The 23804-nt window shown below is 67.0% G+C and carries 19 protein-coding genes and 1 tRNA gene; 11 read left to right on the plus strand and 9 right to left on the minus strand.

The genetic code is table 11. The features are described from left to right. Positions 1-13: 13 nt before the first annotated feature. Positions 14-1606, minus strand: a complete 1593-nt coding sequence (secD, locus tag OMP43_RS18305) for a protein translocase subunit SecD (RefSeq protein ID WP_280280972.1) — start codon at positions 1604-1606, stop codon at positions 14-16. Further along, positions 1606-1947, minus strand: coding sequence for a preprotein translocase subunit YajC (yajC, locus tag OMP43_RS18310; protein ID WP_086130725.1), 342 nt, complete (start codon positions 1945-1947; stop codon positions 1606-1608). The genes secD and yajC overlap by 1 nt, the downstream gene beginning before the upstream one ends. Positions 1948-2090: 143 nt before the next feature. Here yajC and OMP43_RS18315 point away from each other — a divergent pair. Beyond that, positions 2091-2167, plus strand: a tRNA-Pro gene (locus OMP43_RS18315). An 87-nt stretch (positions 2168-2254) separates the two neighbouring features. On the opposite strand, the gene OMP43_RS18320 is transcribed toward OMP43_RS18315, so the two are convergent. Continuing rightward, positions 2255-3427 carry an acyltransferase gene (locus tag OMP43_RS18320; protein ID WP_280280973.1) on the minus strand — a complete coding sequence of 391 codons (1173 nt, stop codon included), beginning with the start codon at positions 3425-3427 and terminating at the stop codon, positions 2255-2257. A gap of 379 nt (positions 3428-3806) precedes the next feature. Here OMP43_RS18320 and OMP43_RS18325 point away from each other — a divergent pair, with 379 nt between their 5' ends. Further along, complete coding sequence (locus tag OMP43_RS18325; protein ID WP_280280974.1) at positions 3807-5156, plus strand: glycoside-pentoside-hexuronide (GPH):cation symporter; 1350 nt, start codon at positions 3807-3809, stop codon at positions 5154-5156. A 36-nt stretch (positions 5157-5192) separates the two neighbouring features. On the opposite strand, the gene OMP43_RS18330 is transcribed toward OMP43_RS18325, so the two are convergent. Beyond that, on the minus strand, positions 5193-7478 hold the full coding sequence (locus tag OMP43_RS18330) for a glycoside hydrolase family 3 N-terminal domain-containing protein (RefSeq protein ID WP_280280975.1): 2286 nt from the start codon (positions 7476-7478) through the stop codon (positions 5193-5195). Positions 7479-7669: 191 nt separating this feature from the next. Between OMP43_RS18330 and OMP43_RS18335 the strand changes: the two genes are divergently transcribed. The 4 genes from OMP43_RS18335 (at position 7670) to OMP43_RS18350 (ending at position 11314) form a co-directional block, all read left to right on the plus strand. After that, positions 7670-8686, plus strand: a complete 1017-nt coding sequence (locus OMP43_RS18335; RefSeq protein ID WP_280280976.1) for a LacI family DNA-binding transcriptional regulator — start codon at positions 7670-7672, stop codon at positions 8684-8686. Between the two features lie 158 nt (positions 8687-8844). Then, complete coding sequence (locus OMP43_RS18340; protein ID WP_280280977.1) at positions 8845-10278, plus strand: glucoamylase family protein; 1434 nt, start codon at positions 8845-8847, stop codon at positions 10276-10278. A gap of 132 nt (positions 10279-10410) precedes the next feature. After that, complete coding sequence (locus OMP43_RS18345) at positions 10411-10839, plus strand: type II toxin-antitoxin system antitoxin SocA domain-containing protein (protein WP_280280978.1); 429 nt, start codon at positions 10411-10413, stop codon at positions 10837-10839. 7 nt (positions 10840-10846) lie between these two features. Further along, positions 10847-11314: a hypothetical protein gene (locus tag OMP43_RS18350; protein WP_280280980.1), complete on the plus strand. Its 468-nt coding sequence runs from the start codon at positions 10847-10849 to the stop codon at positions 11312-11314. A gap of 38 nt (positions 11315-11352) precedes the next feature. Here the strand turns inward: OMP43_RS18350 and OMP43_RS18355 are convergent, their stop codons facing one another. Both OMP43_RS18355 and OMP43_RS18360 read right to left on the minus strand, forming a co-directional pair. Continuing rightward, on the minus strand, positions 11353-13158 hold the full coding sequence (locus tag OMP43_RS18355; RefSeq protein WP_280280981.1) for a family 43 glycosylhydrolase: 1806 nt from the start codon (positions 13156-13158) through the stop codon (positions 11353-11355). Positions 13159-13236: 78 nt separating this feature from the next. Next, positions 13237-16161: a TonB-dependent receptor gene (locus OMP43_RS18360; RefSeq protein ID WP_280280982.1), complete on the minus strand. Its 2925-nt coding sequence runs from the start codon at positions 16159-16161 to the stop codon at positions 13237-13239. 256 nt (positions 16162-16417) lie between these two features. On the opposite strand from OMP43_RS18360, the gene hslV reads away from it, so the two are divergent. The 5 genes from hslV (at position 16418) to OMP43_RS18385 (ending at position 22190) form a co-directional block, all read left to right on the plus strand. Next, positions 16418-16969, plus strand: coding sequence for an ATP-dependent protease subunit HslV (gene hslV / locus OMP43_RS18365; protein WP_280280983.1), 552 nt, complete (start codon positions 16418-16420; stop codon positions 16967-16969). Continuing rightward, positions 16959-17357, plus strand: coding sequence for a hypothetical protein (locus OMP43_RS18370; protein WP_280280984.1), 399 nt, complete (start codon positions 16959-16961; stop codon positions 17355-17357). The genes hslV and OMP43_RS18370 overlap by 11 nt, the downstream gene beginning before the upstream one ends. A gap of 126 nt (positions 17358-17483) precedes the next feature. Then, on the plus strand, positions 17484-18602 hold the full coding sequence (locus OMP43_RS18375) for an FAD-dependent oxidoreductase (protein WP_280280985.1): 1119 nt from the start codon (positions 17484-17486) through the stop codon (positions 18600-18602). A 61-nt stretch (positions 18603-18663) separates the two neighbouring features. Continuing rightward, positions 18664-19956: an ATP-dependent protease ATPase subunit HslU gene (gene hslU, locus OMP43_RS18380; protein ID WP_280280986.1), complete on the plus strand. Its 1293-nt coding sequence runs from the start codon at positions 18664-18666 to the stop codon at positions 19954-19956. A 101-nt stretch (positions 19957-20057) separates the two neighbouring features. Continuing rightward, a complete protein-coding gene (locus OMP43_RS18385) occupies positions 20058-22190 on the plus strand; it encodes a S9 family peptidase (protein WP_280280987.1) in 2133 nt (710 codons plus the stop codon). A 30-nt stretch (positions 22191-22220) separates the two neighbouring features. Here the strand turns inward: OMP43_RS18385 and OMP43_RS18390 are convergent, their stop codons facing one another. From OMP43_RS18390 to gloB, 3 genes are read right to left on the minus strand one after another with little or no spacing between them, the layout of a single operon-like run. Then, positions 22221-22622: a DUF6491 family protein gene (locus OMP43_RS18390; RefSeq protein WP_280280988.1), complete on the minus strand. Its 402-nt coding sequence runs from the start codon at positions 22620-22622 to the stop codon at positions 22221-22223. Positions 22623-22633: 11 nt separating this feature from the next. Continuing rightward, on the minus strand, positions 22634-23032 hold the full coding sequence (locus tag OMP43_RS18395) for a hypothetical protein (protein WP_280280989.1): 399 nt from the start codon (positions 23030-23032) through the stop codon (positions 22634-22636). 48 nt (positions 23033-23080) lie between these two features. Continuing rightward, positions 23081-23803 carry a hydroxyacylglutathione hydrolase gene (gloB, locus tag OMP43_RS18400; protein WP_280280990.1) on the minus strand — a complete coding sequence of 241 codons (723 nt, stop codon included), beginning with the start codon at positions 23801-23803 and terminating at the stop codon, positions 23081-23083. Position 23804 lies beyond the last annotated feature (1 nt).

The raw sequence follows: 23804 nt of genomic DNA on the forward strand, positions 1-23804 counted from the left end.
CGCGTCGCTTCCGTTAAATGTGGATTTCGGTCGGCCGGTTACGGCGCAACCAGATCGTGACAAGCATGCGGGTGAACACGACGGCGGTGAACACCGAAGTCGCGATGCCGATCAGCAGCACGACCGCGAAGCCGCGCACCGGGCCGGAGCCCAGGATCACCATGATCAGGCCGGCGATCGCGTGCGTCACGTTCGCCTCGAAGATCGTCCGGCTGGCTTCCTTGTAGCCGAGCTCGACCGCCTGGCTCACCCCGCGCCCGCGCCGCCGCTCCTCGCGGATGCGTTCGTTGATCAGCACGTTCGCGTCGACCGCGGTGCCGATCGTCAGCACGAAGCCGGCGATGCCCGGCAGCGTCAGCGTGGCGTTTAGCAGCCCCATCACCGCCAGGATGACCAGCACGTTGATGATCACCGCCAACGTGGCGTAGATGCCGAAGCGGCCATAGGTCAGGATCATGAACGCGATCACGGCGACGACCGCGATGATCGAGGCCGTGATGCCGGCGCGGATCGAATCGGCGCCGAGCTCGGGGCTCACCGTCGATTCCTGCACCACCTTCAGCTTCACCGGCAGCTTGCCCGAGCGCAGCGCGATCGCAAGCTGGTTCGCACTCTCCACGGTGAAGCCGCCATTGATCACGGCGCTGCCGCCCAGGATCGGCTCGTTGATGTTCGGCGCCGAGATGACGACGCCGTCGATGATGATCGCGAACGGCTTGCCGCTATTCTCCTGCGTCACCTTGGCGAAGCGCTTGGAGCCGGCGCCGTTGAGCTGCAGCGTGACGCCGGGCGCGCCGGTCTGCGGATCATAGGTCTGCTTGGCATCGACGAGCATGTCGCCGCTGATCATCACCTGGCGCTGCACGGCAACCTTCACGCCGTTCTGATACGGCATGATCACGTCGCCGGCGGGCGCCTCGCCACGCTGCACGGCGTTCTGATCGGCATTGACGTCGACCAGGCGGAATTCGAGCACCGCGGTCTGGCCGATCAGCGCCTTGAGCGCGGTCGGGTTCTGCAGGCCGGGCACCTGCACGACGATGCGGTTGGTGCCTTCGCGCACCACGGTCGGCTCGACCGTGCCGAGCGCGTTGATGCGCGTCTCGATCACTTCGCGGGCATCGCCCATCGCGGTGTCGATCGCTTCGTTGATCCCCGCCTCGGTCGGCGTCAGCACGAACTGCGACGAGTTGACCACGGCAACATCCCACTGGCGCTGGCCGGTGGTGCCCACGCCGGTGCCGGTGATCGCCAGCAGCTTCTCGCGGGCGGCGTCGACCTTCGACGCGTCCCGGACCATGAAGCTGACCTTGCCGCCCTGGACCGAGATGTCGCCGATGTCGATCTTGGGGTCCTTGCGCATCTCGGCGCGGACCTGATCCTGCATCTGCGTCAGCTTGGCCTGGCGCACGTCATCGGTGTTCGCCTCGAACAGCAGGAAACTGCCGCCGGCAAGGTCGAGGCCGAGGTTGATCGCCGGCTTGGGCACCCAGCTCGGCCAATGCTCGCGCGCGCTCTTCGGGAAGAAGCTCGGGATCGACAGCGCGATCATGATCGCGATGCCGACCAGGATCGTCGTGATCTTCCAGCGGGGAAAGTCGAGCATCAGTCGTTCGCGGGCTTCGCGCCGCCGGCCGGCATCACGCTGGTGAGCGTGGCCTTGATCGCGCGGACCTTCACATTGGGGGCGAGCTCGATCTCGACTTCGGTCTCGTCGACCTTGGTCACCTTGCCGAGAAGGCCGCCGCCGGTGACGACCTGGTCGCCCTTCTTCACGGCGTTCACCGCGTTCTGAAGATCCTTCATCCGCTTCTGCTGCGGACGAATCATCAGGAAGTAGAAGGCGACGAAGATGAGGACGAGCGGCGCAAGTCCGAGGACGCCGCCCATCGGGTTGGCCTGGGCTGCCGCGCCTGCGGCCTGTGCATGTGCTGGCGTGATGAGCATGGGGTCCTGATTATTATTGTCATGGGCGGAGGAATCCGCACCGTTCAAGCGCGGCGCGCTAACATGCGGCACACCCCGGTGCAACTATTGTCGCGGATGGGTTGCATCCCGCGCCGGTCCGGCCTAGAGGGCGCACCCTTGGTCGGGGCGTAGCGCAGCCTGGTAGCGCATCACACTGGGGGTGTGGGGGTCGCAGGTTCGAATCCTGTCGCCCCGACCATTTCATCGATCGATCTCCGATCCGCCCCGTTCGGGGCCTCCCCCCTTGAACCAGCCTCTGATCCGGGCCCGGCATGCCGGCCGGCGGCTAGGGTGCCGCGATCTCCTCGGGCAGGGTCTGGCGGGCGCGCGTCCGGCTGCCGGTGATGCGCGCGATCACGGCCTTGCCCAGCCGCTGCCCGGGCAGCTCGACCAGCCGGTAGGCAAGGAAGGCGAGGGCATAGGTGGCCGGCACCACGATCGCCCCGGTCAGCGCGAACCGTCCGGCCGCACCCAGCCCGGTGCCGAAGCGCGCGATCACCGCCGCCGCGACCGGATACAGGATCAGCAGGTGGATCAGATAGGCGCCATAGGAAAGCTCGCCCAGCCAGTGGAACGCCCTGCCGCCGAGCAGCCGCGCGATCCCGTCGACCGCGCCCAGCGAACGCAGATGGACCAGCGCGAAGAAGCCGAGCACGAGCAGCTCGCGCACCAGGATGTGCAACAGGTCGTGATCGCCCCCCACCGGCATCAGCGCGAGCAGCATCGCCACGGCGAGATGCACGCCGATCCGCCCCCGGCCCGGCCCGGGATCGGCCGCGAGCAGCATACCGCTCAGGAACAGGTGCAGCTTGAGCGGCAGGAAGGCGGGCATCGGGAAATCGAGCCCAAGCCGATGCGCGAGCACCGCCAGCCCCAGCGCCGCGCCCGCCGCGACCAGCGCCGCCGGCACCCAGCCGATCCGCCGCGCGAGCAGCACCAGGAAGGGAAAGGCCGCGTAGAACTGCATCTCCAGCCCCAGGCTCCAGTCCGGCAGCGGCGTGCGGAAGGCATAGTCGGGCAGCAGGCCGAACACGAAGCTCAGATGCGCGGCGATATTGGCCAGGCTCGCATCGGCGAAGCGCTCGCGCGGCTGGAGCGGCTCGCCCAGAAAGCCGTCGATCGCCACCCGGTCGGCATAAAGGGCCGGCCCGGCGAGCAGCGCCACCGCGAGCGCCACGTAGAAGAGCGGCGCGAGGCGGAAGAAGCGGCGCGTCCAGAACGCCGCCCAGGTGCCGGGCGCGCGCCAGTCCTCCACGTCGGCGCGCAGCCGATACTGGAACACCATCAGGAAGCCGGAGAGCAGGATGAACAGGTCGACGCCGAGATCCGGCTTGCTCAGCACCGGCAGGCGGAAGCCGGTGAGGATCACCAGGTGCCCGAACAGCACCCAGAGCGCCGCCAGCCCGCGCAGGCCATCGAGACACGCGACTCGTCGGATGTCGACTTGCCGAATGTCCATCGCGCACCTCCAATGCCGCTTCTCGGCGCGACAGCCGTATCCGGAGCCCGGACCGGCACGCAAGCCCGCCCGATCGGCCAGCTGCCCGGAACCATGACCGATCGCCAGCCCCGCCATCTCCGCCCGCACGGCGATGGCGGGGGGACGGAACATGACGCCCAACCAGGGAAAGGCCCAGGCGGGCCCTTGAAGCTATGTCCGTCATCCCCGCGCAGGTGGGGATGACGGCAGGGAGTAGCGGGGATGACAGGGGAGAATATGGGGCCGGCCCAGCCCGACGGCGATGCAGGCGGCGCGGGTCCGTGCCGGATGCGGGCCGATCCGTGCCGGGCGCGATAAGGCCGTGACGCGCGCGCCTCGCCCGCGCTAGACAGGCCCGATGATCGCCCGCCTCCGCGCCGCGCCGGCACGCCTCCGGCTGCTGCTCTTCGCCTTCGGGGACTTCGCCTTCAATCTCTACTGGCAGAGCATCATGCTCTTCCTGCTCTTCTACTATACCGAGGCACTGGACCTGCCGGTGGCGCGGGCCGCGATGATCTACACCATCGCCTCGATATGGGACGGGCTCGCCAATTTCCTCGCCGGCGCGATCGCCGACCGGCGCGAGCCCGGGCGCGGCTATGGCCGCTTCCTGATGCTGGGCAGCATTCCGCTGGGGCTCGCCTTCATCCTCACCTACATGCCGCCCCTCGCCGGCGGCTGGTGGGGCATCGCGACGATCTTCGCCGGCCACCTGCTGTTCCGCACCGCCTATGCGGCGGTGAACGTGCCCTATCTGGCGATGAGCGCGCGGGTGAGCAGCGACAGCCGCGACCGCGCCTTCCTCGCCGGCATGCGCATGTTGTTCGGCACGATGGCGGCGGTGCTGGTCGCGCGCGGCACGCTGCCGCTGGGCGCCTGGCTGAGCGGCAGCGCGGTCCCGGCCCAGGCCTATCTCGGCGCGGCGATCCTGTTCGCGATCCTCGGCACGGCGATCCTCATGCTGGTCGGCGCCAGCTATCGCGAGCAGGTCGTGCCCGCGCGCGCCCAGCCCCCCTCGATCGCCGCCAGCCTCGCCAGCCTCGCCGCCAATCGCGCCTTCGTCACGCTCAACCTCGCGATGATGGCGATGATCGTCGCGGTGACGATCCTCAACAAGTCGGTGCTCTATTATTTCAAATATTTCATCGGCGACGACGTGGCCGGGCAGAGCGCGCTCGCCTGGATGGGCGTGGTCGGCGCGGTGGCGGTGCCGCTCTGGATGCTGCTCCAGCGCCTGCTTGGCACGCGGGGGCTGTGGTTCCTGGCCGCCGGCTTCTGCATGGCCGGGCTGATGCTGTTCGCCGGCGCACACATCGACCGGGCCGGGCCGATGCAGCTCTTCCTGGTGGCGATGCAGGCGCTGATCGTCGGGCTGCACTTCGCCTATTGGGCGATGCTGCCCAACACGGTGGAATATGGCGAGAAGGCCACCGGCCTGCGCGTCGAGGGCGCAGTGTTCGGCATGGCCTCGCTGCTCCAGCGCATCGCGATCGGCATCGCCACGCTGCTGCTAGCGAGCGGGTTCGACGCGGCCGGCTATGTCGCCAATGTCCGGCAGAGCGAGGCGACGCTCACCGCGATGCGCCTAACCATCGCGCTCGTGCCGCTGGGATTCCTGGCACTGTCGTGCGTGCTGATGCTGCTCAACCCGCTGGGCAAGGGCGCGCACGCCCGGATCGTGAAGGACCTGGCGGGGCGGGCAAATTAATTCCTCCCCCAGCTCGCTGGGGGAGGAATTGAAAGATCAAGCCACCAGCGTGAACTGCGCCTTCACGCCCTCGGCCTCGGCCGACGGCGCGATCCACAGGTCGAACAGCCCCGGCTCGACGGTCGGCTTGTTGTCGCGGCCGATGAACAGCAGCTGTTCCCGGCGGAGCTTGAACATCACCGTCTCGCTCGCTCCCGGGGCCAGCGCCAGCTTGCGGAACGCCTTCAGCTCGCGCACCGGACGGGTCACGCTGGCCACCCGGTCGCGGATGTAGAGCTGCACCACTTCCTCGATCGCGCGGCTGCCCGAATTGGTGATCCTCGCCGAGACCGCGATCTCGCCGTCCCAGGGCAGGGTCGCCGGCACCGACAGGTCCGCATAGCCGATCTTGCCATAGGTCAGGCCGTGCCCGAACGGGAACAGCGCCGAGTTCGGGATGCCGCGATAATGCGCCTTGTAGGGCTGGAGCGGCCCCTCGGGATTGGGCCGGCCGGTCGGCTTGTGGTTGTAGTAATAGGGCTGCTGCCCCGGCGAGCGCGGGAAGCTGCACGGCAGGCGCCCGGCCGGGCTATAGTCGCCGAACAGCACGTCGGCGGTGGCGTTGCCGCCCTCCGAGCCGAGGAACCAGGTGACGAGGATCGCCGGCGCCGCCAGCACCGCGCCGTCCAGCGCCAGCGCGCGGCCGTTCTTGAGCACCACCACGACCGGCTTGCCCGTCCGGGCCACCGCTTCCGCGAGTTCCATCTGCGGCGCGGGAATCACGATCTCGGCGCGCGACTGCGCTTCGCCGGACATGTTCTCGCTCTCGCCGATCGCCAGGATCACCACGTCCGCCGCCTTGGCTGCGGCCACCGCCGCTTCGATGCCGCCGGCCAGCGGCGCCTCGACGCCCGAGCCGAGCGTGACGCTCACCGAGCCCTTGTCCGCCACCGCGCCACGCACGCCGGTGGCCAGGTCGATCGCCAGCGCATTGTCGCCATAGACCACCCAGGGCCCGTTGATGTCGTGCTTGCCCTCGGCGAACGGCCCGATGATGGCGATCTTCTTGCCGCTCTTGGGCAGCGGCAGCAGGTCGCCGTCATTCTTGAGCATCACGATCGACTTGCGGCCGCTCTCGCGCGACAGCGCGATCGCCTCCTTGGTGCGCGAACGCGCCTTTTCGCGCTTGGCGTCGATCCGGCGGAAGGGGTCCTCGAACAGGCCGAGCCGCGCCTTCATCGCCAGCACCTTGCGCACCGATTCGTCGACCAGCGCGATCGGCACTTCCCCCTTGGCAACCAGATCGGGCAGGTGATCGCGGTAGAAGCCGCTGGTCATGCTCATGTCGACGCCGGCCAGGAAGGCGAGCTTGGCCGCCTCGCGCGCATCCGCGGCGAAGCCATGGTCGATCATCTCCATGTCGCCGGTATAGTCGGAGACGACAAAGCCCTCGAAGCGCCATTCGTCGCGCAGGATCCTGCGCATCAGCCATTCGCTGCCGGTCGAGGGCACGCCCGAAATCTCGTTGAACGAGGCCATGGCCGAAAGCGCGCCTTCGTCGAAGGCGGTCTTGAACGGCGGCAGATAGACTTCGCGCAGCGTCCGTTCGGAAACATCGACGGTCGAATAGTCGAGCCCGGCCTCGGCCGCGCCATAGGCGGCGAAATGCTTGGCGCAGGCCAGCATCGCGTCGTTGGCCTTGAGGTCCTTGCCCTGGAAGCCGCGCACGCGCGCCGCCGCGATCACTTCACCGAGCAAAGTGTCCTCGCCCGCGCCTTCCATGGTGCGGCCCCAGCGCTGGTCGCGCGCGATGTCGACCATCGGGGCGAAGGTCCAGTCGATGCCCGCCGCGGCGCCTTCGTACGAGGCCATGCGCGCGGTGCGCTCGGCGAGATCGGGATCGAACGCCGCCGCCTCGCCCACCGGCACCGGGAAGATCGTGCGGTGGCCATGGATCACGTCGGCGGCGAAGAGCAGCGGGATCTTGAGGCGCGACCGGGTCATCGCCACGGTCTGCATCCGGCGCGCCATCTCGGCGCCGTTGCCGTTGAACACGCCGGTGAGCCGCATCTTCGCGACCTCCTCCAGCTGCTGCTCGAAGCTCGGCCCGTTGGTGGGCGGGTTGAGCGCGGTGGCGACGCCGCCGCCCCAGGCCGCGGGCAGGATGGTGAGCTGCCCGGCCTTCTCCTCGACCGTCATCTTCGCGATCAGCGAATCGATGAAGGCGGGCACCGGCAGGCTGCCCGCCGCCTGCAGCATCGCGCGCGCCGGGCTCGCGGCCCAGGCCGCGACCGCTCCGGCTCCCATCAGAGCCGCGCGCCGCGAAATCCTGGTGTCGAACATCTCGTTTCCTCTCCTGAACGCCCGCCGCAGAACGCCGACGGAAATTGCCTGCACTCGGCCGGCCGCGAAACTTTTTTGCTTGTCGCTGCCCGCCGTAACCGGTTACATAACTCGCGGACGGGTTGTATTGCAATCGCCGAAGCGGTCTGAAACGCGGTAAAACACGCGTCGATCGGGGAGAAGGGACTGAAATGGGCGAGGCCACCATCCGCGATGTAGCGCGCCGCGCCGAAGTTTCGGTCGCCTCGGTATCGCGCGCGCTGAACGGCCTCGACAATGTCAGCGCCGAGACTCGCGAGAAAGTCATCAAGGCGGCCAACGAGCTCGGCTATGTTCCCCATGCCGGCGCCCGCAGCCTCAGCCTCGCCCGCGCGCACGCGATCGGCGTCGTCCTGCCGGATCTGCACGGCGAGTTCTTCTCCGAATGCGTGCGCGGCATGGACAGGGAAGCCAGCCGGCGCGGCTATCTGCTGCTCCTCTCCAACATGCATGACGACAGCGACCAGGCGGCGGTCGCGCTGCGCACCATGCGCGGCCGCGTCGACGGCCTGCTCGTGATGGCCCCGCACATCGCGCCCGAGACGCTCGAGCAGGCCATCCCGCCCGCGCTCCCCTCGATCCTGCTGAACAGCCATGCCGATCTGCCCGGCCGCCCGGCGCTGCGCTTCGACAATCGCGCGGGCGCCGAGGCGATGGTCGAGCATCTCGTCGCCAACGGCTATCGCCACATCGTCCATATCGCCGGGCCGGAGGGCAATCTCGACGCCGCCCAGCGCGCCGAAGGCTATCTTGCCGTCTGTGCCCGCCACCGCCTGCCCCCGCGTATCCTGCCGGGCGACTTCCACGAGGAGGCCGGCGAAGCCGCCGCGCGCGCGATCCTGGCGAGCTCCACGCATACCGATGCCGTCTTCGCCGCCAACGACATGATGGCGATCGGTTGCCTCCATGCGCTGCGCGACGCCGGCACCCGCGTGCCCGAGGACGTCGCGGTGGCCGGCTTCGATGACGTGCCGCTCGCCCGCTATCTCTCGCTCAGCACCGTGCGCGTGAATATCGCCGAGATGGGCGCTCGCGCCGTCGCCCGGCTGATCGACCTGCTCGAAGGCAAGGACATGCGCCGTGCCAGCGAGACGCTCGCCCCCGAGCTGGTGATGCGCGCCACCACGGCGCCGCGCACCGCACCCTGGAACGGAGCCGCGCATGCGTGACCGCGGCTCCGTTTCTCTTTCGGCCTGGACTGTAACCGGTTCCAAGGCTCCCTTCCCCCGGTTACACCCCCCTGGGGGCGATGCCGCGCGCGTCGCCCCCGATTTTTCGGGACGGGGGGCGGAGCCCCGCGCTTTCTCTCGGATATGAGGCTTTCGAAATGATCGACCGGCGTGCGCTACTTTCGCATTCTTCGCTGCTGCTTACGGCCTCGGCACTGCCCGGCACCGCCATGGCGCAGGCGCGCAAGGGCGCGGCCGCGCGCACGCTGCCGCCCTTCTACGCGGACATCGAATACCGCACCTTTCGCTGGTTCTGGGAAACCGCGCGGCGCGACAACGGCCTCGTCCCCGATCGCTATCCGTCGCCCAGCTTCTGCTCGGTCGCCGCGGTCGGCTTCGCGCTCACCGCCTATCCGATCGGCGTCGAGCGCGGCTGGATCACCCGGGCCGAGGCGCGCGACCTTACCCTCACCACGCTGCGCTTCTTCTGGGAGGCGCCCCAGGGGCCCGAGCCGGAGGGGCGGATCGGCCACAAGGGCTTCTTCTATCATTTCATCGACATGATCACGGGCGCGCGCTTCCGCGACGTCGAGCTTTCCAGCGTCGATACCACACTGCTGCTGATGGGCGTGCTGTTCGCCGGCCAATATTATGACCGGGCGGACGCGAAGGAGCGCGAGATCCGCGACCTCGCGCACAAGCTCTATGCCCGCGCCGACTGGAACTTCTTCCGCTCGGACGGACGCAAGGCGGTGTCGATGGGCTGGCACCCCGGGCGCGGCCTGATCGAGCGCAACTGGGACGGCTATAACGAGGGGATGTTCGTCTACATCCTCGGCGTCGCAGCCCCCGAGCATCCGCTGCCGGCGGATAGCTGGGAGGCGTGGACCGCGCCCTATCCGAACCTCTGGCGTGGTGAGGGCAACCGGCGCCATCTCGCCTTCGCGCCGCTGTTCCCCCTGCATTACAGCCATATCTGGATCGACTTCCGCGGCATCCGCGATGCGGCGATGCGCGAGGCCGGCATCGACTATTTCGAGAACAACCGCCGCGAGACGCTCGCCAACCATGCCTATTGCGTAGCCAATCCGATGCGCTGGGACGGCTATGGCGCGCAGAGCTGGGGGCTCGCCGCATGCGATGGTCCGGGCAATTTCCGCCTCGACTTCAAGGGCGAGAGCCGCGAGTTCTTCGGCTATTCCGCGCGCGGCCCGATCGATGAGCCGGACGGCCGCGACGACGGCACGATCACGCCGAGCGCGTCGCTCGGCTCGCTGCCCTTCGCACCGGAGATCGTGATCCCCACCGCGCAAGCGCTCCGCCGCGATCATGGCGACCTGCTCTACGGCAAATACGGCTTCTACGACGCCTTCAACCCGAGCTTCCGCTGGACCGACAAGCCGCTCTCCAACGGGCGGGTCGATCCGGTGAAGGGCTGGTACGGCACCGACTATATCGGCATCGACCAGGGCCCGATCCTGCTCCAGGCGGCGAACTATCGCAGCGACTTCGTATGGAAGCGCATGCAGGCGTGCGCGCCGATCCGGAAGGGGCTGAAGCTGGCCGGATTCACCGGCGGGTGGCTGGGGTGACGACCTATACAATTGAATTAAAATGGATTTACATTCGCAATCGGCAGCACTCACCCAATCGAGCCTTGTTGAAATACCTCCCGGGTTTTGCTAGATAGGCGAAGAACAAGGCGCGAACGCGAGGAGGATCGCATGGCGAGCGTATTCGACGTCTCAGCGTACATCTTGAAGAAAACAGGGCCAATTTCGGCCATGAAACTCCAGAAACTGGCGTATTACGCTCAAGCATGGTCGCTTGTGTGGGACGATGCACCACTATTCTCGGAGCGCATCGAAGCATGGGCGAATGGGCCAGTATGCCCTGATCTGTATTTTGCGCATCAGGGTGAGTTTACGGTTGGCACGGAATCGCGCGGAGATGCAAAGAAGCTAAAAAAGATTCAACGAGAAACTATAGATTCCGTTTTGAAACATTACAGCAAGAAGACGGCACATTGGCTTAGCGAACTTACCCACCGTGAGGCACCCTGGAAAGAAGCTCGCAGAGGCCTTCCGGAAGGTGCTCGCAGTAATCAAGTTATAACACACGCGGCGATGGCCAACTATTATAGCGAACTCTAGCTCGTTTATGGCAAAGCCAGACAAGCAGCCGAAATTCGGCGCTAATCCACCTGGCAAGAAAAAACCGGTGGTGCGCGAGCATTGCTTTGAAGATGGGCACCCCCTCGCATGGCGATTTGGACAGGTCGACAAAGCCGGCCCCTTTGCCTGGGACATCCATCCTTTCGATAAATTTCACGAAGTCGTACACAAACTGATCGAATTCGAAGATAAGAACTGGAATGAAATCACCGCGAACGGCTCGCATCCAATCGAGACAAGCCAATTGTCCGCCCAGGCGCGATCGCGGCTAATCGAGATCGAACGAGACGATCTCGATTACCTTCTCTCCCTCAGACTGAGCGGCCCCAACCGCGTTTGGTGTGTGAAAACCGGCCACATCATTCGACCGTTGTGGTGGGATGAAAACCACCAAGTCTATCCAGTCAAGAGAGATCCCGTCGACCGAAAGAAAGAGAAGCGGCGAAAGAAATAGGTGAGGAAACCACATTCCGCCCGCTGGAGAACGCCCCTTCAGCGGATCGGCACCGCCCGCGTCCGTTTCGAAACCCCGCTCTCGTCGAACGCCTCGACCGCGACCCAATAGTCCACGCCGATATTGAGCGCGCGGATGTCCAGCGCCGTGCCCTGGTCCGCCCAGCGCTGATAGGCGAGCGTCAGCCGGTCCGGCCGCACGCCCCACAGGACGTTATAGCCGACCGCGCCCTTGACCGGCTTCCACGTCACATGCGCGTTGCGCGCATCGCCGTCGCGCTTCGCCGTCACCCGGCCCGGCATCGCCGGCGCCTTGCCGCCCGCGCTGCCGAACACGCGCAGGTCGCTGATCGCCAGGTTCGCGCCGCCGACATGCCCGTGCACATAGCGCACGTACCGCGCCTCCACCGGGGCCGGCAGCTGGAAATAGGCGTTGGGCCGGTCGCGGCGCGGCGCCTCGGTCCTGGCCAGCGGGCGCCAGTTCCTGCCGTCGAGCGAGGATTGCAGCGCGAACTCGGTATAGATGTCCGGCGCGTCGCCGAACCGGCCGGACTTGTAGTCGGCGAAGTTCACCTGCACCGCGCGCAGCGTCTTCGCCGCGCCGAGGTCCACGGTCAGCGTCTCGCCCGGCTTGTTGGCGCCCGCCACCCAGAAGGTCCGCGGATTCTCGTCGGTCGCCCGGGCCGCCGCGAATTCGCCGGCAGTCGAGGAAGCGACCGCCGCCTTGCGGTACGAGAGCAGCATCCACCCGGTGAACAGGCGCTCCGGATCCTCCACCTTCGCGCCCGGCGCATAATGGGGAAAGTCGCCGAACCGGGTCGAGACCGACATCTGTCCGTCCGCCCAGAATTTCGCCGGCCACATGCCGATGCGCCGCTCGAAGGTCCAGTTGTAGCCGATCCAGGGCGTGCCGGTGTTCCACCAATTGCCGTTGACGTCCTGGAAGGTCGAGCCGTGCCCCGCCCCCTGGACGAAGCCGCCGGGCTTGTAGGCGACCGGGTTCCACGGCGCATATTCGAACGGCCCCAGCGGCTTGTCCGAGACATAGGTGCCGTTGGCATAGGCGTTGTACTCGGTCCCCGGCGCGCCATACTGAAGATAGTAGCGGCCACCGGCCTTCGTCATCCAGGCGCCTTCCATGAAGGGCGCGATCGGCGTGCCGTCGGGCAAGGTACCGCTATGGTCCTGCCCGAACCGCTCCCAGCCATGCCGCTCGGGCTGCAGCGCGAGCATCGGCCGGGCCCTGCCCTTATAGGCCAGCTTGCCGTCGCCGAACGCGATCTCCATCCCATAGAGCGGGAAGACGTTGGACGAGCCCCAATACATGTACCATTTGCCGTCCTCGTCCTTGAACAGCGCCGGGTCCCAGGGGCCGGGCGGCACTTCGCCTTCCTTCGGCTCCACGCCCGGCCCCTGCTGCCCCGGGATCGCCGGCATCCGCCGCACGAAGAAATCGAGCTTGCCGCTGTCGGGATCGCTGGTGGAGAGGATCGCGTTCGGCTCCATCATCGAAGGCTGGATGATGATCCGCTCGCCATCGGTCCACACCGCGGGCGCCACGATCGAGCGCATCGGCCAGCGGCTTGGCGTGACGAAGGTCCAATGCACCAGGTCGCGCGACGACCAATATCCGTCCGCCAGCGTCTGGAAGAGATAATATCTGCCCTTGAAGGTGACGATCGCCGGATCGGCGCCGGTGCGATAGGAAATGCCCTCGTTCACCTGCTCGAAATTGTAGCGATAATCGATGTCGATCGGGTTGGCATAGGTGCGGCGCGCGTCCTGCGCCTGGGCGGCGGCGGCGGTCGCGAGCAGCCCGGCGCCGAACGGAAACAGGATACGCATGGATCTTCCCCGAATGAAAAAGGGGGAGGAAAGCCCCATGGCTCGCCTCCCCCCGAAAGTGACTGCGCGGTCAGCGCCTCAGAAGCGATAGCCCAGGCGGAACTGGATGCGCCGCGGCAGCGTGAGCGTGTTGGAGCCGATCAGGCCCGGAACGAGCGGATCGGTGGCGCTCATGAAGGTGTCGAAGTCCTTGAAGTTCTTGTTGTTGAACAGGTTTAGGACATCGACCGCCGCCTCGAGATTGCCGCCGGCGATCTTCACGTCCTTGGCGAGCGAGACGTTCACTTCGCAGAAGGCGAACAGGCCCTTGATGCAGTTCTTCACCGGATAGGCCGTGGTAAGGCGCAGCGCGCCGGTGTCGAAGCCGTTGGTGGCATCGGTCACCTGATAGCCCGCGCCGCTGCTCAGCGTGGTGAGCGTCGAGAAGCGGAAGCCCAGCGGCAGGTCGACCATGCCCGAGACCACGATCCGGTGCCGCTCGTCGCCGGCCTTGGGGCGCCAGCCATAGCGGTCCGGCGTCACGCCATCGAGGCTGAACAGGTCGCCGCCATTCTGCTCCGCCTTGGACAGCGTATAGGCGATGTTCAGGCCCCAGCCCGAGGACTTGGTGTAGTTCTTGTCGAGCGTGAAATAGAGCGCCTTGTAGCGGGTATCGAGCCCGTCATAGCCGATCAGGACATTGGCATAGCCGAACGGAATCACCGGCGCGGTGTTGCAGCAATTGCCCAGGCCGTTGTTCTGTCGCGTCGCGAACAGGTTGGTATAGCCGTGGCGGCCGCGCTGGTACGAGCCGGTCACCGAGGCCTCGAACACGCCGATGCGCTGGCGCACGCCCAGGCTGAACTGGTCGTTCACCGGCGGCTTCGCATTATTCTTCACCGCGAACAACTCAGGCAGGCCGGCGCTCTGGGCGCTGGCGAGCAGCGCGAGCAGGCCCTCGCGGGTCAGATAGGACGGGTTCCACATTACGGTCGGCAGGCCCGAGCGCGGCTGGCCGTCGCGCGAGAAGCGGAACACGCCGACCGGATTGATCGTGCGCGACAGCTCGTCGACCGTGTTGTTGAAATTGTTGCGGTCGTAGTAGCGGCCGGCACCGCCGAAGATCACCGTCGAGCGATCGCCCTTGATGTCCCAGGAGAAGCCGAGACGCGGCGCGAAGGCACCGGCGAACGGCTTACGATTGGTGCCGTCGGTGATGTAGTTCTCGGGATCGAAATAATAGGTCTTCGGCAGCGCGCGCAGTGCCGCCGCAGCGGCGGCCGGCGTGCGATAATGGTTGTTGAAGCCGTTGGTCTCATAGTCCCAGCGCACGCCGAGATTCAGCTGCACCCGATCGGTGATGTTCCAGTCGTCCTGCACATAGAGGCCGATCTGGGTGTTCGACGCCTGGATCTTGCCGCTGCCCAGCCCCAGCCGCGCTTCGGCCGGGAAGGAGAAGTCGGTGTTGCCGGCCGCATCGATCCGGAAGGTGTAGCGCGGCTGGATATAGGCGTTGTTGTCGAACTGGATGTCCGTCACCTCGACCCGCGCGCCGAACTTGATCGCATGGCCGTCGAAGCCGGTGAAGGTGAAGTCGTCGCGCAGCGTGTAGCTCTGCTGCGTCTCGTTGCGGGTCGAGTCCTTGCCGCCGAACAGGATCACGCTGGTATAATCGTAGGACGGCAGATCGGGGTGCAGCGAGACCGGGTTGAAATTATAGTTCAGGTAGCTGGCATTGAACTCGTTGGTGAAGTTGTTGCCGTTATAGGCCCATTTGAACAGATAGGTGTCGACCCTGTTCCGCTTGTTCTCGGCATTCTCATAGGAGGTGTTGGTGCCGAAATTCTGGATGTCGGTTTCCTGGCGACGGCTGAACGACAGGTCGAAGGTCTGGCGATCGTCCGGGGTCAGGGTCAGCTTGCCGAAAAAGAAGTCGCCGCGGAACGGGCTGACGAACGCGCCTTCGAACTCGCTCAGGCGGCGGCCCGAATATTGCTCGAACTGCCGGATCGCGTCGGGCGAGCCGGTGCTCTTGACGTTGAAGGCGCGGTTCTGGTCGTTGCCCTCATAGGCGCCGAAGAAGAACAACCGGTCCTTGATGATCGGGCCGCCCAGCGACACGCCATATTGCTTGCGCTCGAACGCGGGCTCCGGCCGGTTGTTGCGCTTGTCGAGATACGCCTTCTCGCTCAGCCCCTTGTCCGTGTACTGGCCGAAGATCTCGCCATGGAAATCGTTGGTGCCCGACTTGGTGACCGCCGTGACGATCGCCGCGCCGGCCTGTTCATACTCGGCCTTGTAGTTCTGGGTGAGGACGCGGAACTCCTGCACGGCGAGCTGGCCGAACGGGTTGCCGCGGCTGTTCTGCTGGCCGGCGATGCCGCCCTCGCGCAGCTGGTTCTTCAGGCTGATGCCGTCGACGAAGACATTGACCTGGCTCGCGGTCGAAGCACCCGAAGTGAAGCCCTTGTTGGTCTCGCTGTCGTTGTAGGTCACGCCCGGGGCGAGCGCGACGAAGGACAGGAAGTTGCGGTCGGTCTGCGGCAGGCGCTGGATCTGCGTCACACTGACATTGGTCGCGACTTCGCTGGTCCGCGTCTCGGTGAGGCGGTTGCCGGTGACGATGATCCGCCCCTCGGGCACCGCCGCGCCGCCGACGGTCAGATCGAGGCTGGCCGACTGGCCGACGGCAACCACCACCAGTTGGCTCGTGGTCTCGGCACCCGCAGTGGCGGTCACTTCATATTCGCCCGGGCGCAGGCCGGTGAGCGTGTAGCTGCCGCTCGCATCGGCGGCCGCGCGCCAGGTCTGGTTGGTCGCGGTGCTGCGCGCGGTCACCTGCGCGCCCGCCGCGCCCTTGCCGTCGGCGTCGATCACCTGGCCGCGCACGCTGGCGGTGCTCACCTGTGCCGAGGCCGTGCTCGGCAGCAGCACGGCGCCGCTCGTGAGCAAGGTCGCCGCGGCCATCGCCGTCGCCGAGATGCCCCGCGTCAGGACGCGACGATTCTTATTGGAAATTCCCACTGTACATTCCTCCCCAACCCAGTTGTAACCGGTTACAAATGCCGGCGCGCGTTGTTCTGATTATGGTTGCCGCCGGAAACTCCCATGAAACCGGTTTCATGAAACTGTCAATCCCATGGATGCGTCAGCGTTGTCGGCGCCGAATTTTGCTGCACTGCGATGTGTCGTCGATGCAACACCAGGGGCACGGCCCTGATCCCCGGGTTCCTGGCGGCCCCTCTTGCGGCGCGCGCGGGGTGCTCCCCATATCCGCGCCATGAGCGAAACAAATGCGTGGCACGGCACGACGATTCTTTCCGTGCGCAAATCGGGCAAGGTGGTGATCGCGGGGGACGGCCAGGTCTCGGCCGGCAATACCGTGATGAAGCCCAATGCCCGGAAGGTGCGTCCCTTGGGCGACGGCAAGGTGATCGCGGGCTTCGCGGGCGCCACCGCCGATGCCTTCACCCTGTTCGAACGGCTCGAGGCCAAGCTGGAGCGCCATAACGGCCAGCTGCTCCGCGCCGCGGTCGAGCTCGCCAAGGACTGGCGGACGGACAAGTATCTGCGCAACCTCGAGGCGATGCTGATCGTCGCCGACAAGGAAGTGACGCTGGTCGTCACCGGCAATGGCGACGTGCTCGAGCCCGAGGGTGGCGTGGCGGCGATCGGCTCGGGCGGCAATTTCGCCCTGGCCGCGGCGCGCGCGCTGGTCGATTATGAGAGCGACCCCGAGAAGATCGCGCGGGCCGCGATGAAGATCGCGGGCGAGCTGTGCGTCTACACCAATGATCGGCTGACGGTGGAAATGCTCGACAGTGATAGCTGACTCGCCGGGCGGCCCCGCGAAGTTCGGTTTCGACTATGATCCGGATCGCAACCGCATCCTGATCCATATCCGCGATTTCTGGACGGTGGAGACGGTGCGCGACTTCGCGGCGGCGGCGGGCGCGCAGGCACAGGCGCTGCGCGCGACCCGCGACGATTACGACGTGCTGATCGATTCGCGCGACTTCCCGGTCCAGGCGAACGACGTCGCCGATCTGCTGCCGAGCATCGCCGAGGCCGGGCTGCGGCTTACTTCCGGCCGCGCGGCCTCGGTCGTGGGCAGCCATCTGAACAAGCTCCAGGCCGAACGCACCCAGACCCATCCCCGGATGCGGATATTCATGACCGTGGAAGCGGCCGAGGCCTGGCTGGGGGAGAAGGCAGGCTGAGCTTCCCTCCTCCCCTCCTCCCTTTCCCGGAAGGGAGGGGAGCAAGCGGACCCATGAGCCCAGCTCATGCCTCCCCCTATCCGAAACGGGGTTGAGCCTCCCCGCCCCCCGCCTACCCTGGGCGCCATGCAGATCGCCCGTCGCCCGCTCATCGCCTCCGCCGCCCTGGCGCTTCCCGCCTGCACCGCGGCTCCCCGCCCGGCGACGCTCGCCAGCAGCACGCGCGGCCCGAAATGCCTGCCCGCCGTCCATGTCGCGCCCGGCCGCGTCATCCGCACCGTCGCGGGCCTGCGCCCCTATCGCGCCCAGGGCTTCGTCGTCCGGGCCGAGCCGCTGGGGAACAAGCGCCTAGTCCATAATTACGGCCATGGCGGCGCCGGGATCACGCTCAGCTGGGGCACATCGCGCCTCGCCGTGGATCTCGGCCTGCCCGGCCATGCCGGCCCGGTCGCCGTGCTCGGCTGCGGCATCGTCGGGCTCACCACCGCGCGCCTGCTCCAGGAGGCCGGCCGCCAGGTCACGCTCTACGCCGCCCAGCTCCCGCCCCACACCACGTCGAACATCGCCGGCGGGCAATGGCACCCGGCCAGCCTCTACGATCCCGATCAGGTCACCCCCGAATGGATCGCGCAGTTCAAGGCGGCGATGGACTATAGCTGGCGGCGCTTCCAGATCATGGTCGGGGAGGAATATGGCATCCGCTGGGTGCCCACCTATTTCCAGATGCGCGACGATCCGGCCGGGGACGATGCCGGCCCCGATCTCTCCGGCACCTATGAAACCGATCCCGTGATCCTCGGCCCCGGCGAACATCCCTTCCCGGTCCGGCGCGTCCGCCGCTTCAGCACCATGTATGCCGAGAGCGGCCATCTCCTGCGCCAGCTGATGCGCGACGTGCAGATCGCCGGCGGCAGGTTCGTAGTGCGCGACTTCGCCACCCCCGCCGACATCCTCGCCTTGCCCGAGACACTGGTGTTCAACTGCACGGGCCTCGGCGCCGGCAAGCTGTTCGGCGATGCCGGGATCGAGCCGGTGCGCGGCCAGCTCGCCGTGCTGCTTCCCCAGGCCGAGGTGCAATATGCCTTTGCGGGGCAGATGGGCTATATGTTCCCGCGCGCCGACGGGATCGTCTGCGGCGGCACCTTCGAACATGGCGAATGGGATACCACGCCCCAGCCCGAGCGGATCGCGAGGATCCTCGAGAAGCAGCGCACCTTCTTCTCCGGCTTTCGCTGCACGGCTTGAAGCGGCGCGTCCGGCCCCCACATCGGGGTCCGAAACGAACCCAGAGAACCCATTTCCCCCAATGAACGAGAATCTCACGCCCAAGGCGATCGTCGCCGCCCTCGATGCGCACATCATCGGCCAGAAGGACGCCAAGCGCGCCGTGTCGGTGGCGCTGCGCAACCGCTGGCGCCGCCAGCAGCTCTCCGCCGACCTGCGCGACGAAGTGACGCCGAAGAACATCCTGATGATCGGGCCGACCGGCTGCGGCAAGACCGAAATCAGCCGCCGCCTGGCCAAGCTCGCCGATGCCCCCTTCGTGAAGGTGGAAGCCACCAAGTTCACCGAGGTCGGCTATGTCGGCCGCGACGTCGAGCAGATCGCCCGCGACCTGGTGGAAGAGGCGATCCGGCTCGAGAAGGAGCGCCGCCGCGCCGCGGTGAAGGACAAGGCCGAGGAAGCCGCGATGGGCCGCCTGCTCGACGCGCTGACCGGCAAGGATTCGTCCACCGCCACGCGCGAGGCGTTCAAGCAGCGCTTCGCCGAGGGCACGCTCGACAATGCCGAGATCGAGATCGAAGTGGAACAGGCCCCGGCCATGCCCTTCGACATACCGGGCGGCGCGCCCCAGATGATCAACCTGGGCGAGATGATGAAGGGCCTCACCGGCTCGCCGCTCAAGCGCCGCAAGATGAGCGTCCGCGCCGCCTGGACCAAGCTGGTCGAGGAAGAGGCCGACAAGCGCCTCGACCAGGACGAAGTCAGCCGCGTCGCGCTGGCGGACGCGGAAGCCAACGGCATCGTCTTCCTCGACGAGATCGACAAGATCGCCGTGTCGGACGTGCGCGGCGGCTCGGTCAGCCGCGAGGGCGTCCAGCGCGACCTGCTGCCGCTGATCGAGGGCACCACCGTCGCCACCAAATACGGGCCGATGAAGACCGACCATATCCTCTTCATCGCGAGCGGCGCCTTCCATGTCGCCAAGCCGAGCGACCTGCTGCCCGAGCTGCAGGGCCGCCTGCCGATCCGCGTCGAGCTGAAGGGGCTGACCGAGGAGGATTTCGTCGCGATCCTCTCGGACACCAAGGCGAGCCTGGTCCAGCAATATGCGGCGCTGCTCGGTACCGAGGGCGTGCGGATCGACTTCACCGACGACGGCATCCGCGCGGTCGCGCGCATCGCCGCCGAAGTGAATGGCGAGGTCGAGAATATCGGCGCCCGCCGGCTTCAGACCGTGATGGAGAAGCTGCTCGAGGACATCAGCTTCGGCGCCGAGGACCGCAAGGGCGAGACGCTGGTGATCGACGGCGCCTATGTCGACAGGCAGCTCGCCGCCGTGGCGCGCAACACGGATCTCAGCCGCTACGTGCTGTGACGAAATTCCTCCCCGGGGCGCGCCTCGGGGAGGATTTGGCTTTCCCGATACCCGCCGGCTTGCCACCATTCCCCGCGATTCGTTTCGCAAGGGGAACCGCCATGACGCGCCTGCTCGCCACTGCCGCCCTGCTCGCCGCCGGCACGGCGCTTCCCGTGCTCGCCCAGACCGCACCCTTGCCCGCCCCGGTCCCGCCCGTCGCCGCGCAGAAGCCGCATCAGGTCAAGGCGCCCTTCGGCGCCACCCGCAACGACGAATATTACTGGCTGCGCGACGATACGCGGAAGAATCCGGAGATGCTGGCCCATCTCAAGGCCGAGAACGCCTATGCCGACGCCGTGCTCGCCGCCGAGAAGCCGCTGGCGGACAAGGTCTATGGCGAGATTGTCGGGCACATCAAGCAGGACGACAGCTCGGTCCCCTATCTGAAGCGCGGCTATTATTACTACACCCGCTTCGCCGCCGGCGCCGACTATCCGATCGTCGCGCGGCGCAAGGCCAGCCTGGAGGCGCCCGAGGAAGTGATCCTCGACCAGCCGGCCATGGCCAAGGACCACAGCTTCTTCCAGATCGCCGGCCGCGCGGTGAGCCCGGACAACCGGCTGCTCGCCTATACGATCGATACCGTCGGCCGCCGCCAATATGTGCTGCAGGTGAAGAACCTCGCGACCGGCGAGACCTTTGCGGACAGCATCCCCAATGTCGAGGGCGGCGTGGCCTGGGCCGGCGACAACCGGACGATCTTCTACCTCGAGAAGGATCCCGTCACCCTGCTCTCCAAGCGCGTGAAGGCGCACGTCCTCGGCACGCCCGCCGCGGCGGACCGGCTGATCTACGAGGAGAAGGACGATACCTATTATATGAGCGTCGGCCGCACGACCGACGACCGGTATGTCTGCATCTATCTGCACAGCACGGTCAGCGACGAGCAGCGCTGCGCCCCCGCCGCGAACCCCGCCGGCTTCGCGGTGGTCGCCCCGCGCGAGCGCGACTTCCTCTATCAGGCCGATCATCTCGGCGACCGCTGGATCGTCCGCACCAACTGGCAGGCGCCCAACTACCGGCTGATGACGGCGGGCGACGCGCATCTCGCCCATGGCCGTGCGGCATGGAAGGACCTGGTTCCCGCCAGCGGCGACACCTTCATCGAGGACTTCAAGCCCTTCAACGGCTTCCTCGCCGTCGAGGAGCGCGCCGAGGGCAACAAGAAGCTGCGCATCCTGGTCCCCGGCGCCAAGCCCTTCCCGGTCGCGGCCGACGAGCCCGCCTATACCATGGCGCTCGGCACCAACGAGGAGCCGGGCAGCGAATGGCTGCGCTACACTTATGATTCGCTGGTGACGCCGACCACCACGTACGAAGTGAACTACAAGACCGGCGAGCGCCGCGTGCTCAAGGTCCAGCCGGTGCCGGGCTATGATCCGGCGAAATACGTCACCGAACGCGTCTGGGCCACCGCGCGCGACGGCACCAGGGTTCCGGTCAGCCTGGTCCGGGCGAAGGGCCTGGCGAAGGACGGCACCGCCGCGCTCTTCCAATATGCCTATGGCAGCTACGGCTATTCGACCGATCCCGCCTTCTCGCCGATGCTGCCCAGCCTGCTCGATCGCGGCATGGTCTATGCCATCGCCCATATCCGCGGCGGGCAGGAAATGGGCCGCAAATGGTTCGACCAGGGCAAGGTGCTCAACAAGAAGAACAGCTTCACCGATTTCATCGACGTGACCCGCTTCCTGGTCGATCAGGGCTATGCCGCCAAGGGTCGCGTCGCCGCGATGGGCGGCAGCGCCGGCGGTCTGCTGATGGGCGGCATCGCCAACATGGCGCCGCAGGATTATCGCGTGATCGTCGCGCAGGTGCCCTTTGTCGACGTGGTCACCACCATGCTCGACACATCGATCCCGCTCACCACCGGCGAGTTCGACGAATGGGGCAACCCCGCCGAGAAGCGCTATTACGACTATATGCTGGGCTACTCGCCCTACGACAATGTCGCGGCGCGGGCCTATCCGGCGATGTACGTCTCCACCGGCCTGTGGGACAGTCAGGTGCAATATTACGAGCCGGCCAAATGGGTCGCCCGCCTGCGCGCGAGGAAGACCGACGCCAACCCGCTCGTCTTCCGCATCAACATGGAGGCCGGCCATGGCGGCAAGTCGGGCCGGTTCGAACGCTATCGCCAGCAGGCCGAATATCTCGGCTTCGTGATGGACCGGCTCGGCGTGGCGAAGTGAAGCCCTTCCCCGCTTCGCGGGCGAGGGGCGTTACTTTGACTTCTCGTACGGCGTGAACTTGCCGAACATGCAATAGGCGCCCGGAATGCTCGAGCCCGGATCGAGGGCGCGGAACCGGTCGTTCCGGCAGAGCTGCGATCCGTGCACCTCGACGATCAGCGTGGTGTAGGGCCGCAGGCCCGGGCAGCTGCTCGCCAGGTCGTTGCGCCACAGCGTCCGCCCCACCGGCTTGTAGAGGATGGTGCGGTCGTCGATGATCTGCGGGCCGTCGGAATCGGAGACGCTGATGCAGTCGCGCGGCGTCCCCGGCACCCGGTCGCCGAGCGCGCGCGCCAGGTCGTTCCGCGCCTCGGCCTGTTGCGAGGCCTGCATCTCGCTGCTGGCGGCGCAGCCGGCCAGCGCGAGCATCGCGGCGATGATGGGTGCGCGCATCCCGGCTCTCCTCATTTGCTATAGGGCACGAAGCTGCCGAGCGCGCAGCTGCTGGTCAGCATGCCGCCGCCCAGCCGCGAGCGCGTGCGGACGATGTCGCCGCGGCACAGCTGGCCGGAGGTGCTCTCGACCACCATCAGATCGTCGTTCGCCAGCCCGGTGCAGCTGCCGGTCACGTCGTTGCGCCACACTTTCTTGCGGCCCTCGATATAGAGGATGGTGTTCGGAAAGCCCTGGGTCTCGCCCATCCGCTCGCGCGGGATGCAGTCCTGCGGCTTGCCCGGAGTCAGCCCGGCAAGCGTCTTGGCGATCTTGGCCTCGTCGCGGTCGGCGGCGCGCTGCGGCATCGCGGCATTGGCGGCACAGGCGGCGGCAAAGGTGAGGACAGCGGGAATGGCGAAGCGGAACATCTCTATTCTCCTGTCGCCCCCGACCCCGCCATCATAACGCTTCGCCGATCAAAAAGCATCCTTCGCCGCACGCCGCTCGGCGAGCTGGGCGGCGCTGGCGGCGCGCAGGAAGGGATTGGTGGCGAGTTCCTGGCCGATCGTCGTCGGCACCGTCGCCTCGCCCGCCGCGCGCGCCGCGTTCACTTCGGCCATGCGCGCGCGGATCGCCGCATTGTCCGGCTCGGCGACCAGCGCGTAGCGGCCGTTCGACTGGGTATATTCGTGCGCGCAATAGACCCGGGTCTCGGGCGGCAGTTGCGCTAGCCGCTGCATGTTGGCGAACATCTGCTCCGCCGTCCCCTCGAACAGCCGGCCGCAGCCCATGGCGAACAGCGTGTCGCCGACGAAGACCACCGCGTCCCCGGCGAAATGATAGGCGATGTGCCCCGCGGTGTGCGCCGGCACTTCCAGCACCTGCGCGACATGATCGCCGAGGCGCACCGCGTCGCCTTCGCCGACCAGCCGGTCCGCGGTGGGGATCTTCGCCGCCTCCGCCGCCGGCGCGATCACTTCGGCGCCGGTGCGCGCCTTGATCCCGGCATTGCCGCCCGTGTGATCGGGGTGCCAATGGGTGTTCCAGATCGCGGTGATCGCCCAGCCGCGCTCGTCCGACTCGGCGAGCACCGGCTCGGCCTGGGCGGGATCGATCACGATCGTTTCGCCCGAGGCGGGGTCGTGGACCAGCCAGATATAATTGTCGCTGAGGGCGGGAATGCGGACGATCTGGAGCATG

The organism is Sphingomonas sp. CBMAI 2297 (assembly GCF_029870595.1).
GTDB lineage: Bacteria > Pseudomonadota > Alphaproteobacteria > Sphingomonadales > Sphingomonadaceae > Sphingomonas.